A 17,150-nucleotide genomic window follows, 5' to 3' on the forward strand; every position below is an offset into this window, starting at 1 on the left:
GTGTCTGATCAATTCAAAGCAATAGTTCTTAATCAAGAAGGTGAGAATTTTTCTAGAGAAGTAAAATCTTTAGATAAAAGTTTTTTAAAACATGGGGATGTAACTGTTCAGGTAGAATATTCTGATTTAAATTTTAAAGATGGAATGATTCTAAAGAATGGTGGAAGACTAGTAAAAGAGTATCCGCACATACCAGGAATAGATTTTTCAGGAAAAGTAATTGAAAGTGAAAATTCAAAATTTAAATCAGGAGACGAAGTAATATTAACTGGTTTTAGAGTTGGAGAAGTATTTTTTGGTGGTTATTCTCAGATAGCAAAAGTCAATGCAGATTTCCTAGTAAAAAAACCTGATAACTTAAGCAGCAAGCAGGCAATGATTTTAGGGACAGCAGGCTTAACTTCTTTAATGAGTGCTTTTGCAATTCAAGCAAGAGAAAGTATTTTGCTTGGAGAAAAAGTTAATGATGTTTTGGTAACAGGAGCGACTGGAGGAGTTGGCAGTGTTGCAATAATGGCTTTAACAAAATTAGGTTACAATGTAACTGCGGTATCTGGAAAAGAAAGTAAGTCAGATTATTTAAAATCTTTAGGTGCAAAAAACATTATAAATAGAGCTGAATTTGATAAAGACCCAAGACCAATAGATAAAGGTTTATGGGATGGAGTAGTAGATACCGTTGGAGGAAAAATTTTAGCAAACGCAATTGCACAAACAAAGCCTAATGGAATTATAGCTGTATGTGGAAATGCAAATAGTAATGAACTTAACACTAATTTACTTCCTTTTATGTTACGAGGTATTAAGGTTTGGGGAATGGATTCTGCAAATTGCAGTATAAAAAGAAGAGAATTTATGTGGGGTGAAGCATCAAAATTAATTGATTTTGAATTGCTTGAAAAATCAGTTTTAACAGTAGGTTTAGAGGAGCTAATTGAAACTTATCCTAAAATTTTAAAAGGTGAAATTTCTGGAAGAGTATTAGTGGATGTAAATAAATAATGGATTGGGATAAATTAAAAATTTTTCATGCAGTCGCAGAAGCTGGAAGTTTTACAAATGCTACTGTAAATTTAAACCTTAGCCAATCTGCAATCAGTAGACAGATACAGTCCCTAGAACAAGATTTGAAAGTACAACTATTTGAAAGACATGCAAGAGGATTAACACTTACAGAAAACGGTGAATATGTTTTTAAAACTGCACATGAAGTAATAAGCAAGTTAAAAGAAGTCGAAACATCTCTAGGTGATCAAAAAAATAAACCAACAGGAAAATTAACTATAACAACAGTAAGAAGTTTCGGTACTCACTGGTTAACGCCTAGAATTCAAGAATTTATGAGACTTAATCCAGAGATTGAGATTGAATTAGTCTTTGATGATAAAGAATTAGATTTAAGCACAAGACAGGCTGATATTGGAATTTTCATGAGAAGACCAAAACAGCTTAATTATATTCAAAAAAAGCTAGTTGATATTAAATATTATATTTATGGATCAAATAAGTACTTAGAAAAAAATGGAATGCCAAAGACAATAAATGATCTAAATAAACATAAATTTATTTCGTTTGGAAAAGGAGCACCTTCTCCAGTTTATAATCCAGATTGGGCATTAAAAATTGGAATGCATGACGGTAAAAAAAGAAAATCAATCATGAAGGTAAATAGTGTAATGGGTCTTTTGTTAGCTGTAGAATCTGGGGTAGGATTGGCAGCACTTCCTGAATATTTAGTAACAAATTCAAACAACGTAATTAAAGTACTTCCGAAAGTAGAAGGGCCTATAACAGAAGCACACTTTGTATATCCTCAGTCATTAAAAAATACTGCTAGAGTCCAAGCATTTAGAAATTTCTTATTTAGCAAAATCGGCGACTGGAAATAAAAATTTCCTACATTTAGCAATTGTAAAAAAAATTATTGATATATGCGTCAATATATGCGATTGATAATCATTCGCATTGAGAATAATTCTCATTCGCAAATAAATTAAGGTAAAGAAAAGGATACAAATGAAAAAAATAACATTATTAGCATTAATTTTATTTTTCTTTGCCAAAATGAGCTTAGCAGGTGAAGTAAATGTTTTTAGTGCAAGACATTACGACTCTGACATTCAGTTGTATGAAAAGTTTACTAATAAAACAGGTATAAAAGTTAACGTAGTTTCAGGTAAAGACAAAGCATTACAAAAAAGAATTACTGAAGAAGGAAAAGATTCTAAAGCTGATTTATATATTACAGCAGATGCCGGAAGACTAGGTGCATTTGACGAAAAAGGAATGTTTCAGAACTCTATGTCAGCGCAGATTGAAGCTTCAGTACCAGCAAACTTTAGATCTGATAATTGGACAGGTATCGCTAAAAGAGCAAGAATTATTTATTATTCACCAGAAAGAGTAAGTTCAAAAGATTTAAAAGGGATAACTTATGAAAGTTTGTCAGATTCAAAATGGAAAGGGAAAATTGTAATTAGAAAATCTAATAATATTTACAATCAATCTCTTGTTGCATCATTAATTAAAAATAATGGTAAAGAACAAACTTTAGAATGGGCAAAAAAATTAGTTTCAAATTTTGCAAGAAATCCTAAAGGAAATGATAGAGCTCAAATTTTAGCTGTTGCCGCTGGTGAAGCTGATTTAGCTATAGCAAACACTTATTATTATGCTTTGATGTTATCTGGTCAAAAAGGAGAAGACCAAAAAGAAGCTACTCAAAAGGTATTACCTTATTTCCCAAATCAAAATGATAGAGGGACTCATATGAACATAAGTGGTGGAGGTATTTTAAAAAATTCTCCTAATCCCGAAAATGCAAAAAAATTACTAGAATTTCTTTTAACAAAGGAAGCGCAACAACATATAGTAAACAATACATTTGAATATCCAATGATAGAAGGTGTTGAACCACACCATCTTATAAAAAAAATGGGTGAAAATTTTAAACAGGATTTAAAAACAAAAGTTGGAGACTATAAAAAAAATCAGGCTGATGCGTTAGAGGTAATGTTGACGTCCGGTTGGAAATAAAAGAGGTTAACACAAAGTACTTTTGGTATAAAGTTTATTACCCAAATTTATACCATTAGTACTTCGTTAAAATGGATAATAAAATTAATATTTGGTTTTTGAGCTCTTTGCTCATTTCTATGATAGTTGCAATACCAATTGTAACTGTATTTAGTAGTTTTTTTGAACCAACAAGTGACTATTTATCAATTGTTAAAAATACATTTTTGTATGAATACATTTCTAATTCAATAATTCTTGTAATTGGAGTTTTAATTACAACTTTTGTAATCGGTGTAGGATCTGCTTATTTAGTTTCATTTTACAAATTTCCTGGAGTTAATTTTTTTAAATGGGTTTTAATTTTATCTTTTGCAGTTCCAGCTTATATCTATGCATATTCATTAACTGCTTTTTTTGAAAATTATGGAACAGCTTTTTCAATTATGAAAAGCTTATTCGGTGGTGGAAATTATAATTTTTTTTTACCTAAATTCGACGGAATGCTAGGAGCTATAATTTCAATTTCATTTTCACTATTTGGTTATGTTTATGTTTTAACAAGAACTTCATTTCATTATCAGTCTCAAAATTTGCTAGAACTCGGTAAAAACCTAGGTTTTTCAACAAAAAAAACATTTTTTAATATTATTTTACCATCAGCAAGACCAGCAATTATTGCTGGATTATCTTTAGTTGCTATGGAGACTTTATCAGATTTTGGTGCAGTATCTTTTTTTGGGATATCGACTTTAACTACTGGAATTTATGATGCGTGGATATCTTTTGATGATTTGGCTTTAGCAAACAGAATATCTTTTTTTCTCCTCATTTTTATATTTGGATTATTTTATTTAGAGAACTTATCTAGAAAAAAAGCACAATACCATTCTCCTACCAAAGGAAATTTTAAGACTAAAACTTTGAAACAATTAAATGGTTATAAATCTTTAATGGCAATAATATTTTGCTCATTTGTTTTTCTTGCAAGCTTTATATTCCCAGTTTTGCAAATGCTTTACTGGACAATCAAATTTCCAAAACATTTTATAGATTTAAATATTATAGAATTATTATCAAACACATTGATATTAGTCTTCTTATCGGGCTTTCTTTTGATTTTTTTATCTTTCGTATCAAATTATGGAAATAGAATTAGCAAAAATAAGTTATTAAATATACTAACAACTTTTTCAATTACTGGTTATGCAGTACCAGGAATAATATTGGCTGTGGCCTTCATAACTTTTATTTCTTGGTTTGATGAAAATATTTTTTATTTTTTTGATATAAAACAAATTTTTATTGGATCTATACTTGGTTTAGTAATTGTTTATTTTGTAAGATTTTATTCTTTAGCTAACAACGGCATTAAATCTGGATATTTGAAAATTAATTACTCAATTGATGAAAGTGCATATCTGCTAGGTTATTCAAAATTAAAAACTTTTTTAAATATTCATATCCCTTATCTTAAAAACTCGGTCTTATTAATTGCTATATTGCTATCAATCGAAATAATCAAAGAATTACCAATTACATTAATTATGCGTCCTTTTAATTTTGAAACATTTGCCACCCAGGCCTATATATTTGCTTCACAAGATTTACTAGAAGCTGCCGCCGCACCTTCATTATTATTAATTATGATTGCAAGTATTTTTATTTTAATTACATCTAAGTATATGTTCAAAGATAAATAAAATGGGAAATAATTTTTTAGAAATTGAGAATGTTACTTTTGCTGCAAGCTCGAAAAATAAAGTAACCAATGTTTCATTTAATATTGAAAATGAAGGAGACATAGTTTGTTTGCTAGGTCCCTCTGGTATTGGAAAAACTACAATATTAAGGACAATAGCTGGCCTTGAAAAAATTCAGTCTGGTAAAATTATTTTAAAAAATAAAATTATTTCATCTAAAGAAAGCCATGTTGAACCTGAGGATAGAAATATATCTTTGGCTTTTCAAGACAACTCTCTATTTCCTCATTACAATGTTTTGGAAAATATTAATTTTGGAGCTGAGAGAAATAAAAAAAAGAAGAAAGGTCTAAATTTTAAAGAAATAGTTAAATTTCTTCATTTAGAAAAAATCTTAGAAAAATATCCTCATGAAATTAGCTCTGGAGAAGCTCAAAGAGCCTCCTTAGCTAGATCTTTGTTATCAAATCCTGATTTGTTACTACTAGATGAACCTTTGTCGAATATAGATCAAAGTTTCAAAGAAGAAATACAGGTAAAGTTAAAGCAAATCTTAAAAGACTTAAAAATTACAACAATAATTGTTACTCACGACTCTTACGAAGCATTCTATTTAGGTAACAAATGTGGAATTATTTTAGACGGAGAACTCAAACAATTTGATGATCCCTATAATGTTTATCACTTCCCAAATTCTGTTGATGTAGTTAATTTTTTAAACAGAGGAATATTAATTCCAGCAAAAGTTACAGATGAAAATACTTTAGAAAATGATGATTTAGGTACAATCAAAGGTAATTTTACAAAACATTATCCAAAAGGATCTAAAGTACAGTTATTGTTACAGCCAGAAGATCTAGAACATGATGATAAAAGCAATTTAAAATTAGAAGTGGTTGATAGAAAGTTTAGGGGGACAAATTTTATATATACTCTAAAAACTAGTAGTGATTTATTAATTCCTGTTTTTGTTCATTCGCATCACGTCCACCAACATGAAATTGATGAAAAATTTGGGATTAAACGTCCGATAAATATTGATCACATAGTTTGTTTTTAATAGAACCCAAATAAATGCTTACAAAAAAACAATTATTTACTAGGGGTATGCTGGATATTTCTCCACATATGTTGTCTGTGATCCCATTTGGAATAATTTGTGGAGCTATCGGTGTTGAATTGGGATTTGACCCATTATTAGTTTATGCGATGTCTATTATTATTTTTGGTGGTGCATCACAAATTGTTTTTTTACAATTATTATCAGGTGGTGCATCTGGATTGGTAGCAGCAACATCTGTCGGTGTTATTAATTCAAGACATCTTTTGTATGGAGCAGTTTTATCAGAGTACCTAGAAAAATTATCATTAATAAAAAAATTATTAATCTCTTATATTATTGTCGATCAAGGTTTTGCAGAGTCTAATAAATTTTTTAAAAAAAACAAATCAGAGCAATACTTACATTATCATTTGATTGGCACAGGTTGCACGATGTGGGTTTGTTGGCAAATTGCTACATTATCAGGAATCATTTTAGGTTCATTTGTTCCAGAGGAACTTGGATTAAAATTTGCAATACCACTTACTTTTATAGCCATTGTAATACAAGATTTAAAAAAACTTGATCACTTAATTGTAATGATTGTATGTGGATTGAGTTCGTTATTATTTTATGATGCTCCATTTAGATCTTATATAATTATTTCACCTATACTTGCTTTGTTTGTTGCGGCTTTAATATTGAGGTTAAAAAAATAAAATGACCTGGTTATCAATTATTATTGCAGGAATATTAACTTACTTTACTAGAATGACGATGGTAGCTCTAGTAAGTCGAGACATGTTGGGAGATAAAATAAAAGCTGTGTTAGCTTATGTTCCATCAGCCGTGTTTCCTGCAATAATATTTCCAGGAATTTTTATAAATGACTACGGTCAGTTCATTGAAATGGATGACCCTAAAATATTTGCTGCAATTATTGCTGTAATTGTTGGTTATTTTTCAAGAAATATAATCGCAACTATTTTGTCTGGTTTAATTTCTTATTGGTTTTTGATATTTATCTAAAATGATCTTTAGACAAATATTCGATAGTGTTTCTAGCACTTATACTTATTTAATTGCATCTGGAAGGGGACGTGAAGCTTTAATAATAGACCCAGTCTTAGAAAAAGTTGATCAGTATATTAATTTGTTAAATCAATTAGATTTAAAATTAGTAAAGGTGATAGATACCCATATTCACGCAGATCATATCTCTGGAATTGCTGAACTAAGAGATAAAACTAATTGTGTAACTGTTATGGGTAATAAAACTCCTGCCGATGTAGTTGCAATGAGAGTATCAGATGAAGAGATAATCAAAATAGATGGAATTGATCTACAAGCTTTATATACTCCTGGTCATACTTCTGAGAGCTTTAGTTTTTTGATGGGTGATAGAGTTTTTACAGGAGATACATTGTTAATTAGAGGCACAGGTAGAACAGATTTTCAAAACGGAGATCCTAAAGACTCTTATAATTCAATATTTAACAAATTATTAAAACTACCTGATCAAACTCTAGTATATCCAGCACATGATTATAAAGGAGAAATGGTAAGCACCATTTTAGAAGAGAGACAATTTAATCCAAGATTACAGGTAAAATCAGTAGAAGAGTACGTGGATATTATGAATAATTTAAATTTACCAGATCCCAAAATGATGGATGTTGCAGTTCCAAGCAATCTTAAGCTGGGCATTGATTTAAACCGTCAAAAAGTAAACAATGGAATTGAGCCAGAGGAGTTTAACAAGATTAAAAAAGAGGAGGACACAGTTCTGATAGATTTAAGAGAACAAAATGAAATAGATAAAGAAGGTAAACTAGATAATAGTAATATAGTCCCATTTCCTTCCATGCATGATTACATTGAAAAAAATAAAGATAGCTTAAAAAATAAAAAAATTCTTTTTTACTGTGCTCATGGACACAGATCTACTTTGGCAGTTCAGATTTCTAAATCATATAATTTTGGTAACTGCTTTCACTTAATTGGTGGGCTAGAAAAATGGAAAAAAAAAGGATTAGAAATTAACTAATGACAGCATCAACTTTTCATTGGTCTTGTAAACATACTTGGAGAAGAAGTGCAAAGAATACAGCATGGTGTCTATTAGGTTGTGCCATCGGAGATTTTGGAACAATTTTATTTTTTCAACTTACACAAATTCCTTTTCCAGTATTAGGTATAATGATTCTAGCAATAATAAACGGTTTAATTACAAGTATAATATTAGAAACAATAATCCTAATGAGACAAGGTTTTGTATTTAATAATGCTTTGAAGACAGCTTCTGGAATGAGTTTGATTTCAATGATTAGCATGGAAGTGATGATGAATTTGACTGACTTTGTTTTAACAGGTGGTGCCATTTTAACTTGGTGGGTTATTCCAATTATGCTGATAGTAGGTTTTTTAACTCCGTGGCCCTATAATTATTGGAGATTAAAAAAATATGGTATTAACTGTCATTAAATCTTAAATAAATCCTGTTTAAATAATAATATAAAGACAAAGCTCTCAAAATCATAAATATCGTAAGAGATATCCATACCCCATCATTTGAAATATAATTTGTAAGAACTAAAGAAATTAACAAATATAAAGATACCGAAAAAAACATAGCATTTCTAATTTCTTTTGTTTGAGAGGCCCCAATGAAAATACCGTCAAATTGATAACAAAAAGACGCAAAAAAAGGCAAGATAATCATCCAAATTGAATAATCTAAACTTAAAGATCTTATTAAATCAATATCAGACATCATATAAATCACATTCTTATGAATAAAATAATAAACAACAGAAATACCCAATCCTGTAACTGAACTTAAAATAAAAGAATTTTTAACAATAGAGCTGAATAAATTTTTATCTTTCTTGCCCAAAGAGTAACCAATAATTCCCTCAGTTGAAAATGCATAAGCATCTAAAATGAATGCTGATAGAAAGACAAGATTAATTAATATCGCGTTAGCAGCAATATACTCTTCTCCAATTTTTGATCCAAGGTATGTGAACCACAAAAAAGAAAAAGTAAGCAATATAGTTCGAATAAAAATATTAAAATTAATATTAAAAATATTTTTTAATTTATTTAGATCAATAATTTCTTTTATTATAAAATTAATTTTTGTGAGCTTGTTTAAATAAAAAAAAGTATAAATTAAAAAAGCAGTAGAGGTAATTATCCCAGAAAAAAGAGTTCCATATGCAACACCTTTAATATTTAAATTGTATTGAGTTACGAGAATTATACTCAATATAATATTTAATATTGAGAAAAATCCTACAGCAATACTTGAAATTTTAGTTTTTTGTAATCCAACAAAGAGACCTGTTATAATATAAAGAGTAAGTTCCCCTGGAGCTGAATAAATTCTAATTTTAAAATATTTCTCATAAAAAATAGTAGTTTGCAAATTTAGATCAAATATTTGTAGACTTATCTTAAGAATTAAATTCTGAGCGAAAAATAAGACAATAGAAAAGATAATTACAAATAACAAATTTCTTAAAATAATATTAATTATTTCTTTGTAGTTTTCAGCTCCATTAGCTTGAGAGACCATACCGACAGTTCCCATTCTTAGAAATCCAAAACTCCAAAAAATCATTGAAAATAAATTTGCTGCAACAGAAGTTGCAGATAAATAAGAAACATTACCTAAGTTACCCATTAAAGACGTATCAATAATTGCCACTAATGGAATTGCAAGGTTAGCAAAAAAAATTGGAATAGATAATTTTAAGATATATCCAATAGATGATTTTTCCATGTCTGATGATTAATTATTATAATATTTTTTTTAATAAATTTTCTTTAAAGAATAATTTATGAATTATTACAGCACTTACATGTAAAGCAACTAAACCAATAAGTACATAGTTTGATATTATATGAATGTTATAAAATTGATCAGCAAGTTCAAAATTGTCTTTTATTTTTATTTCTTTTAAAAAAATCGCTAAAGTTTCACCATTAAATAGTTTCTTCAATATTCCTGAAATAGTTATTGATAAGATTGTGATGTATAACAATAAGTGATTTAGTTTAGCTATAAACCTTTGTCCCATAAAAGTAGCAGGCCCTAACTTTGGAACAGGATTAATTAAATTATTTAGTAACCTAAAAATAATAACATAAAATATCCCAAGACCAATTAATACATGAATATTTTCAATAGTTATTCTTTCTTCACCAAAATCTAAACCAACTAAATAAAAGCCAAGAGGAATTTGAATTAATAGCAAGATTGCACTTAACCAGTGCATTAACTTTGAAATCAGTCCATATTCTGTTAAGGTGTTCTTAACATGCATAACTTATTAAAACATACCAAGAAGATCTTTGGTACAATAATATTATCTTTAATTATGGTGTTTTCTGGCGCATTAGCTAATGCAGAGTTGTCAGTAGAAGATATTATTAAAAGTAGAAAAGCACTATTTAGTAAGAATTATAGTACTGCTAAGAGGGTACAATCTTTTTCTTCAAATGGAGATTTTGATGAAGCGATAGAACTAATGAAAGAAATGAATGAAAATTACATTACTTTGTTAGATCTATTTCCAGAAAATTCTAAAGAAGGATTTAAAACAGAAGCACTACCTATAATTTGGGAAGAAAAAGATACTTTCAACGCATTAATGCAAAAATCTGCTGATGATATGATTAAACTCACTTCTATTATAGAAGATGCAGATGATATCAGAGGAACTCTAGGAAAATTAATGTGGGCGAATTGTAAGGCCTGTCATTCCAAATATAGAAAACAACATTAATAAATTCATATACCCATTTTGGTTAACTAAAATTAATTTTGTTTAATTAATTTAAAATCTAAGTAGTTTCTTTTTTTTATGGATAAAATTCAGTCTCATGCAAAGCTTGTAATTGTTGGCGGTGGTATAATGGGAGTTAGTTTACTCTATCATCTTACAAAAGAAGGATGGAGTGATGTAGTTTTAATTGAAAAAAGCGAACTTACTTCTGGATCAACTTGGCATGCTGCAGGTCAATGTCCTCATATGTTAACGAGTTTAAATCTTGCAAAAATTCATCTTCATTCAACTAACCTTTATAAGTCACTAGAAAAAGAAACTGAACAACCAACAGGATTTCACGAAACGGGAAGTTTAAGGTTAGCATATACCAAAGAGGATCTCGAGTGGTTTGATTATACTAAAGGAATTTTAGATATAGCTGGTTCTCCATGTTCAATTATATCAACAGAAGAAATTCATCAATATCATCCTTTTATAAAGTTAGATGGAATTAAAGGTGCTTTTTTAACTCCAGAAGATGGCTACACAGACCCAACTAGCACAACAAATGCAATGGCTAAAGGAGCAAGAAATGGTGGAGCCAAAATTTATAGAAAAAATAGAGTAACTGATATTGAACAATTGCCTTCAGGAGAGTGGAAAGTAATTACTGAAAAGGGTGATATTGTTTGTGAGCATGTTGTTAATGCTGCAGGAAGTTTTTGTCCAGAAGTAGCACAGATGGTTGGTTTAAAAAATGTTCCAAGTATAAATATGATCCATCAATACTTAGTTACAGAAGCTCATCCTGAAATAGAAAAATTAAGTAAAGAATTACCAGTTGTAAGGGATCCAGACTCTTCTTCTTATCTAAGACAAGAGGGCAAAGGACTTTTAATTGGTCCTTATGAAAAAGATGTGGCAGCTTGGGCTTTAGATGGAATGGATTGGAAATTTGATATGGAGTTGTTGGATCCAGATCTTGATAGAATTGCAGAACATTTAGAAAAAGGAATGGATCGTATTCCACAGTTTAAAGATGTAGGTATTAAAAGAATTATATGTGGTCCTATTACACATACTCCTGATGATAATTTTTTAGCTGGTCCTGCACCTGGACTTAAAAATTTTTGGATGTTTTGTGCAGCAAGTATTGGAATTGCTCATGGAGGGGGAGCTGGAAAATATATGGCTCAGTGGATTGTGCATGGTGACTCAGAAATAAATATGATGGAATTTGAACCAAGAAGATACATGAGTTGGGTTGATAAAAATTATTCAGTTGAAAAATCAAAAGAGCAATATCGAAGAATGTATGTAACTCCGATGCCTAATGATGTTGTAGAGGTTGGAAGACCAATGAAAACAACACCAATTTATCAAAAGTTGAAAGAAAAAGGTGCTGAATATTTTGAGTTATATGGATGGGAAAAACCAGCTTGGTTTAATAAAGATAATATTAAAGAAGAATTAAGTTATAAAAGAAATAATTTATTTCCTATAATTCAAAAAGAATGTCTGCATGTTCATAACAATGTAGGCTTGATAGATCTATCAACTTTTTCAAAATATGAAATTACTGGAGAAGATAGTTATAACTTTTTAGAAAGACTTTGTGTTAATAGAGTTCCAAAAAAAGATGGAAGTATTGTTTTAACTCATCTTTTAAATGATATTGGAAGAATTCAAACTGAACTAACTTTAACTAAATTAAAAGATAACCATTATTACGCATTATCAGGTGCAGTATCAGAAATTAGAGATTTGGATTGGCTAAATCAGAATAAAAAAGAAAACGAAAAAGTTGAAATTAAAAATATAACTTTAGACAAAGGTGTAATTGGTATTATAGGACCAAAATCTAGAATGGTTTTACAAAAATTAACAGATACAGATTTAGGAAATGAAAATTTCCCTTGGTTAAAAAGTAAGGAAATAAGTTTAGGTAACATTACTGTAGGAGCTTTAAGAGTAAACTATATGGGTGAACTAGGTTGGGAACTGCATCATGACTTTAAAGACATGGAAAAACTATATGAGTTATTAAGTGATGCTGGTAAGGAATTTGATATTATAGATTTTGGAGCTCATGCAATGAATTCTATGAGAATTGAGAAGGGATACAGAGGTTGGGGGTCAGAATTAACTCCAGAAATTAGTGTAGTTGAAGCAGGCTTGGAAAGATTTTTTAATATTGAAAAAAAATCTGAATTTAAAGGGTCAAAAATTGTATCAAATTTAATAAAAAATGGCCCAAAAATTAAACTAGTTTATATGGAAGTTGATGCTGTAGATGCAGATGCTCATGGAAATGAACCAATTTACTCTAATAACAATATAGTTGGTCTTACAACATCAGGAGCTTATGGGTATAGAGTAAACAAAAGTTTAGCCTTTGGATATGTTGAAACTAAATTTGCAAAAGTTGGAAATGAGTTTTTGATTAAAATCCAAGGAAAAGATGTTAAATCAAAAGTTATTGACGAACCTGCTTTTGATTCAAATAACGATAGGCTAAAGTCTTAAAATAAACCATGCTTCCAGTATCAGTAACAGATCATATAGAGGAATACGTTTCTCAAGAGATATATGTTCAAGTTGCAATAATTAAGGGTAAAGAAAAAATTTCTACAGACTCAGCAATCAAAAAATATTTTGTTAGTAATCATTTTAAAGAATTAAGTTTAGGAAAACCTTACGATCATTTTATTGATGGTTTAAGAGACAAATGTTTGGGCAAATTAAAAAATTCTCCTATGAGAAATACAGAAACTGATGATGAAACAATTATAATTTTACAAAAAAAATTAAAGGAATTAAGTGAAGTGGAATTAGAGGATACTTACTGGGAAATAGAAACTGGAGAATTTTTTTCAGGTGAGCAAATTAAAGAGTTAGAAAAAGATCGAGATAAACTAATTACAAAATTAAACTCAAGAGATGAAAATGAAGTTGTAAAAACAATTTTTAAATTTTGTGAAAATTATGAAAAGTTGTGTGAAAAAAAATATCCAGAAGCACCACTTCCGCTAGAAATATTAAAGTCTAAAAATTAATTTTTTTAAGGGTTCGCTCTTTAGTTGATACCTAAAGAGCTCCCTTTTTATCGCCTCTTTGGCATTAAATCCAAACGGATTTTATTATTTTAAGTTTTTTTATATCTAAAGATCTTCAGCTAAGTATCAGGTGGTAGCAATTTTAACATAAACCTCCTTCATATAAAAAGGTAATTATATCAAAATTATTTTCAATAAATTTATTTGCATTTAGTGCAAATATATAAGTTGAATACAACCTACTGCTTTAGTAGATTCCCGATATCTTATTTAACTTCCTTCAATTATTTTTTATTAATTAATTCACTAATAAAGTTTTCTCCATAACCATCATCAACAGCTTTTTGAAAATAATTTTTATTTAGTTCAGCAACTTTTTCAGCTTCAGGAAAATCTTTTAAAAGATCCTGAATGTAAGTTAAATCTTTAACAGAGTTACTTGCAGTAAATTTAAATCCTGTGTAATCACCTTTAAGTAAATTATCAAAAACTCTGTTCAGAGCCGCAGAGTTTCCAGATCCTAGCTTTGCAACATCAAAGACTTTTTTTAGATCTAATCCTAATCCTGTAGCGCATTTAGCTAAATGATTTACTAATGCTCCATTTCCTAAAGATAAAAAATTATTTAAAAGTTTTGATTTTGCACCCATACCTACTGGACCAAAATGAAAATAATCTTTACAAAATATATTAAAATAAGGCTCTGCTATTTTAAAATTCTCATCTGACGCTCCGACAATACCTCCTAAAACACCTTCTTCTGCTTGAACAGGCCCTCCCATTACTGGGCATTCAACATAGTTAATATTATTTGATTTAAAAATTGCCTCAGTTTCAATAGAGCCAGTTTTATTGTGAGTAGTAATATCAATCACAATTGTTTTATCATTTAATATATCAGATAATTTTTCTGAAATAGATTTTGCAATAGGTGTGTTGGTGACACACATAAATAAAGCATCTAAATTTTTAGACGCAAAATCTTCAAATGACTTAACTTCTTCAGCTCCCTCACTTACTATCTTTTCAATAGGTTTACGATTTTTGTTAGCAATTACAAAAAGATTATTTTTGTGCTTAATGATGTTTTTAGCAATTCCATAACCCATATAACCAACACCAATAAAACCAATATTTTTCATCCAACCTCCTAATTTAACTTTTTTTACCTTCAGTTCTTATAAATAATAAACCAAATATTATTACACCTACAACACCCACAATCTTATTTACATCAAAAGGTACACCAAAAATGAAAAAATTAAAAATTGTAGACCAAACTAATTGAGAATATTGAAAATTTGTTACAAAAGATAAATTTGATAATTGAATTGCATATATAATTAAAGAGTGGCTCACAAAGCCTGCAATACCAAGCAGTGCTAAGTATAACCAAAAAATATTATTACTTAATGGTTCCCAGTTAAAAAAAATATAAATACTAAATATTATTGCTCCTAAAATAGAAGTATAAAATATTGCTGCAAATGGATCGTTATCACTTGATACAACTTTTGTAAAAAATTGGTAAAGCGCCCAACATATAGGTGGAACGATTGGAAAAATTAAATCTACACTAAATATTTTCATGCTAGGACTTAAAGAATAAACAATTGAACTGAAACTAAGAAGCATCAAAAGAATTCCTTTAAAAGTCAAAATATCTTTTAAAAAATAAGCAGAAAGTAAAGCAACGATTAATGGGGCTGTAAAGAAAACTACATAAATATCTACTAGGTCAAACTTTTGAAGAGAAAAAAACATAAACGATGTAGCTGTCACCATTAATGTTGATCTAATTATTTGAACTTTAAAATTTTTTTTTAAGTTTACTTTCGGCTTAAATATTAAAAAAAATACAATTAAAGATACTAAATGAAAAAAAAATCTTCCCCAAATAGCCTGTGTAACAGGCATGACTGTTCCCAGGTATTTTGCAGTAGAGTCCATACAAACAAACATAAAGAATCCGCCAGCTGCTAATAAAATTACGTTTAATAAAGATGTTTGATTTTGCACTTTAGGAAATTTTTTACATTACAACGCCTACTTGCCAAGGATTAAACTCCTCGTCACCGTAGCCATTGATTTCACTCTTAGATTTATTTCCTGATGCAGTATTTACTACTAATTCAAATATTTTTTGACCAACTTCTTCAACTTTTTCTTTTCCTTCAGCTATTGTTCCACAATTAATATCCATATCTTCTGACATTCTTTCAAACATTGCTGAATTAGTTGAGAGTTTTAAACTTGGTACTGGTTTACATCCAAAACAAGATCCTCTTCCAGTTGTAAAACAAATTACATTTGCACCTGATGCAACTTGCCCTGTAACAGATACTGGATCATATCCAGGTGAATCCATAAAATTGAAACCTTTATTTTTAAGAGGTTCAGCATAATTCAATACATCTTGTAAAATTGAGTTTCCACCTTTAGCAACTGCTCCTAAAGATTTTTCTAAAATAGTTGTAAGTCCACCTTTTTTATTTCCAGGTGCAGGGTTATTATCCATAGAACTATTATTTATTGATGTATAATGTCTCCACCATTCAATTCTTTTTATTAATTTATCTGCAGTTTGTTGTGAATTAGCTCTGTTAATTAATAAATGTTCTGCTCCATAAATTTCTGGAGTTTCAGATAAAATTGAACTTCCACCTTTTTTAACTAAAAGATCCGCAGCGACTCCTAATGCAGGATTAGCTGTAATTCCTGAATAACCATCAGATCCTCCACATTGTAAGGCTAAAGTTAAATGACTAACAGGCTGAGATGTTCTTTGAACATTATTTGCTTCAGATAAAAGATTTTTTATTTGAGATAATACTTTATCAACAATTTTTTTAGTTCCACCTTCATCTTGGATAGTTAAGAAGTGAATTCTATTGTGTTTTTTAAGAGACTCATCAAATAAACTTACCTGAGCACATTCACAACCTAAACCTATAACAAAAACATGAGAAAAATTTGGATGATTTTTAAAACCATCAATCGTTCTTTGAAAAATTTGCATTCCCTCACTTTCAGTATTCATTCCACATCCTGTTGAGTGAGTAATAGGCACAATTCCATCTATATTTGGATAATCTTTTAAAATTTCTGAATATTTTATTTTTTCAACAATCATTTTAGTAACTGTTGCAGAGCAATTAACAGTACTAACTATTCCAATATAATTTCTTGTAGCTACTTGGCCGTTATCTCTTAATATTCCATTGAAAAAAGTGTCTGCTTTTTCTTCAATATTATTTGATTTATCAGTTACTTTGAAATCTCTTTTAAATTCTCTAAATTCTAAATTATGAGAGTGAACATGTTCTCCAGGTTTAATATCATTTAAAGCAAATCCAATAATTTGATCATATTTAATAATAGGATCACCTTTTTTAATCTCTTTTAAACATACTTTGTGACCAAAAGGGATTGGATCCAACGTACTTATATTATGTCCTTCAATTTTTGTTTTTTCTGGTATGATAAATTGACTTACGCCAACATTGTCATTGCCATTTAAAACTATTAGATTATTCATAAATTTATTATATAACCAATA

Annotated in this window: 17 protein-coding genes; 12 read left to right on the forward strand and 5 right to left on the reverse strand. The window is 29.2% G+C overall.

Annotation, left to right across the window (positions count from 1 at the left end; translation table 11 throughout):
* From VP90_RS07300 to VP90_RS07340, 9 genes are all read left to right on the forward strand, one after another.
* Complete coding sequence (locus VP90_RS07300; RefSeq protein ID WP_262590454.1) at positions 1–1,002, forward strand: MDR family oxidoreductase; 1,002 nt, start codon at positions 1–3, stop codon at positions 1,000–1,002.
* Positions 1,002–1,889 (forward strand): LysR family transcriptional regulator, encoded by an 888-nt coding sequence (locus VP90_RS07305; protein ID WP_075506134.1) that lies wholly within the window; start codon positions 1,002–1,004, stop codon positions 1,887–1,889. Before VP90_RS07300 ends, VP90_RS07305 begins: the two co-directional genes overlap by 1 nt.
* A gap of 127 nt (positions 1,890–2,016) precedes the next feature.
* Positions 2,017–3,036: an extracellular solute-binding protein gene (locus VP90_RS07310; protein ID WP_262590455.1), complete on the forward strand. Its 1,020-nt coding sequence runs from the start codon at positions 2,017–2,019 to the stop codon at positions 3,034–3,036.
* A gap of 71 nt (positions 3,037–3,107) precedes the next feature.
* A complete protein-coding gene (locus VP90_RS07315; protein ID WP_262590456.1) occupies positions 3,108–4,718 on the forward strand; it encodes an ABC transporter permease in 1,611 nt (536 codons plus the stop codon).
* Position 4,719: 1 nt separating this feature from the next.
* The gene (locus VP90_RS07320; RefSeq protein WP_262590457.1) at positions 4,720–5,778 is read left to right on the forward strand and encodes an ABC transporter ATP-binding protein; all 1,059 of its coding nucleotides are present in this window, start codon (positions 4,720–4,722) and stop codon (positions 5,776–5,778) included.
* 14 nt (positions 5,779–5,792) lie between these two features.
* On the forward strand, positions 5,793–6,479 hold the full coding sequence (locus VP90_RS07325) for an AzlC family ABC transporter permease (protein ID WP_262590458.1): 687 nt from the start codon (positions 5,793–5,795) through the stop codon (positions 6,477–6,479).
* A 1-nt stretch (position 6,480) separates the two neighbouring features.
* Entirely contained in the window at positions 6,481–6,789 is a 309-nt protein-coding gene (locus VP90_RS07330) for an AzlD domain-containing protein (RefSeq protein WP_262590459.1), read from the forward strand.
* Between the two features lies 1 nt (position 6,790).
* Positions 6,791–7,807, forward strand: coding sequence for an MBL fold metallo-hydrolase (locus VP90_RS07335; RefSeq protein WP_262590460.1), 1,017 nt, complete (start codon positions 6,791–6,793; stop codon positions 7,805–7,807).
* Positions 7,807–8,244, forward strand: coding sequence for a DUF4396 domain-containing protein (locus VP90_RS07340; protein WP_262590461.1), 438 nt, complete (start codon positions 7,807–7,809; stop codon positions 8,242–8,244). Before VP90_RS07335 ends, VP90_RS07340 begins: the two co-directional genes overlap by 1 nt.
* Here VP90_RS07340 and VP90_RS07345 read toward each other — a convergent pair.
* Complete coding sequence (locus tag VP90_RS07345) at positions 8,231–9,547, reverse strand: MATE family efflux transporter (RefSeq protein ID WP_262590462.1); 1,317 nt, start codon at positions 9,545–9,547, stop codon at positions 8,231–8,233. The two genes, VP90_RS07340 and VP90_RS07345, sit on opposite strands and share 14 nt — an antisense overlap.
* A 16-nt stretch (positions 9,548–9,563) precedes the next feature.
* Positions 9,564–10,091 (reverse strand): cytochrome b, encoded by a 528-nt coding sequence (locus tag VP90_RS07350; protein WP_262590463.1) that lies wholly within the window; start codon positions 10,089–10,091, stop codon positions 9,564–9,566.
* Between VP90_RS07350 and VP90_RS07355 the strand changes: the two genes are divergently transcribed.
* The 3 genes from VP90_RS07355 to VP90_RS07365 all read left to right on the forward strand — a co-directional run bounded on the left by VP90_RS07355 (position 10,086) and on the right by VP90_RS07365 (position 13,591).
* The gene (locus tag VP90_RS07355; protein WP_262590464.1) at positions 10,086–10,553 is read left to right on the forward strand and encodes a c-type cytochrome; all 468 of its coding nucleotides are present in this window, start codon (positions 10,086–10,088) and stop codon (positions 10,551–10,553) included. The genes VP90_RS07350 and VP90_RS07355 overlap by 6 nt on opposite strands.
* A 78-nt stretch (positions 10,554–10,631) precedes the next feature.
* Positions 10,632–13,061 carry an FAD-dependent oxidoreductase gene (locus tag VP90_RS07360; protein ID WP_262590465.1) on the forward strand — a complete coding sequence of 810 codons (2,430 nt, stop codon included), beginning with the start codon at positions 10,632–10,634 and terminating at the stop codon, positions 13,059–13,061.
* An 8-nt stretch (positions 13,062–13,069) separates the two neighbouring features.
* A complete protein-coding gene (locus VP90_RS07365) occupies positions 13,070–13,591 on the forward strand; it encodes a hypothetical protein (RefSeq protein ID WP_262590466.1) in 522 nt (173 codons plus the stop codon).
* Between the two features lie 284 nt (positions 13,592–13,875).
* Here the strand turns inward: VP90_RS07365 and VP90_RS07370 are convergent, their stop codons facing one another.
* The 3 genes from VP90_RS07370 to VP90_RS07380 are packed head-to-tail and all read right to left on the reverse strand — an operon-like array spanning position 13,876 to position 17,129.
* Complete coding sequence (locus VP90_RS07370; protein WP_262590467.1) at positions 13,876–14,733, reverse strand: NAD(P)-dependent oxidoreductase; 858 nt, start codon at positions 14,731–14,733, stop codon at positions 13,876–13,878.
* Between the two features lie 13 nt (positions 14,734–14,746).
* Positions 14,747–15,610, reverse strand: a complete 864-nt coding sequence (locus VP90_RS07375; RefSeq protein ID WP_262590468.1) for a DMT family transporter — start codon at positions 15,608–15,610, stop codon at positions 14,747–14,749.
* A 13-nt stretch (positions 15,611–15,623) separates the two neighbouring features.
* Entirely contained in the window at positions 15,624–17,129 is a 1,506-nt protein-coding gene (locus VP90_RS07380) for a UxaA family hydrolase (RefSeq protein WP_262590469.1), read from the reverse strand.
* Positions 17,130–17,150 lie beyond the last annotated feature (21 nt).

The organism is Candidatus Pelagibacter ubique HIMB140 (assembly GCF_025558165.1).
GTDB classification, from domain to species: domain Bacteria; phylum Pseudomonadota; class Alphaproteobacteria; order Pelagibacterales; family Pelagibacteraceae; genus Pelagibacter; species Pelagibacter ubique_T.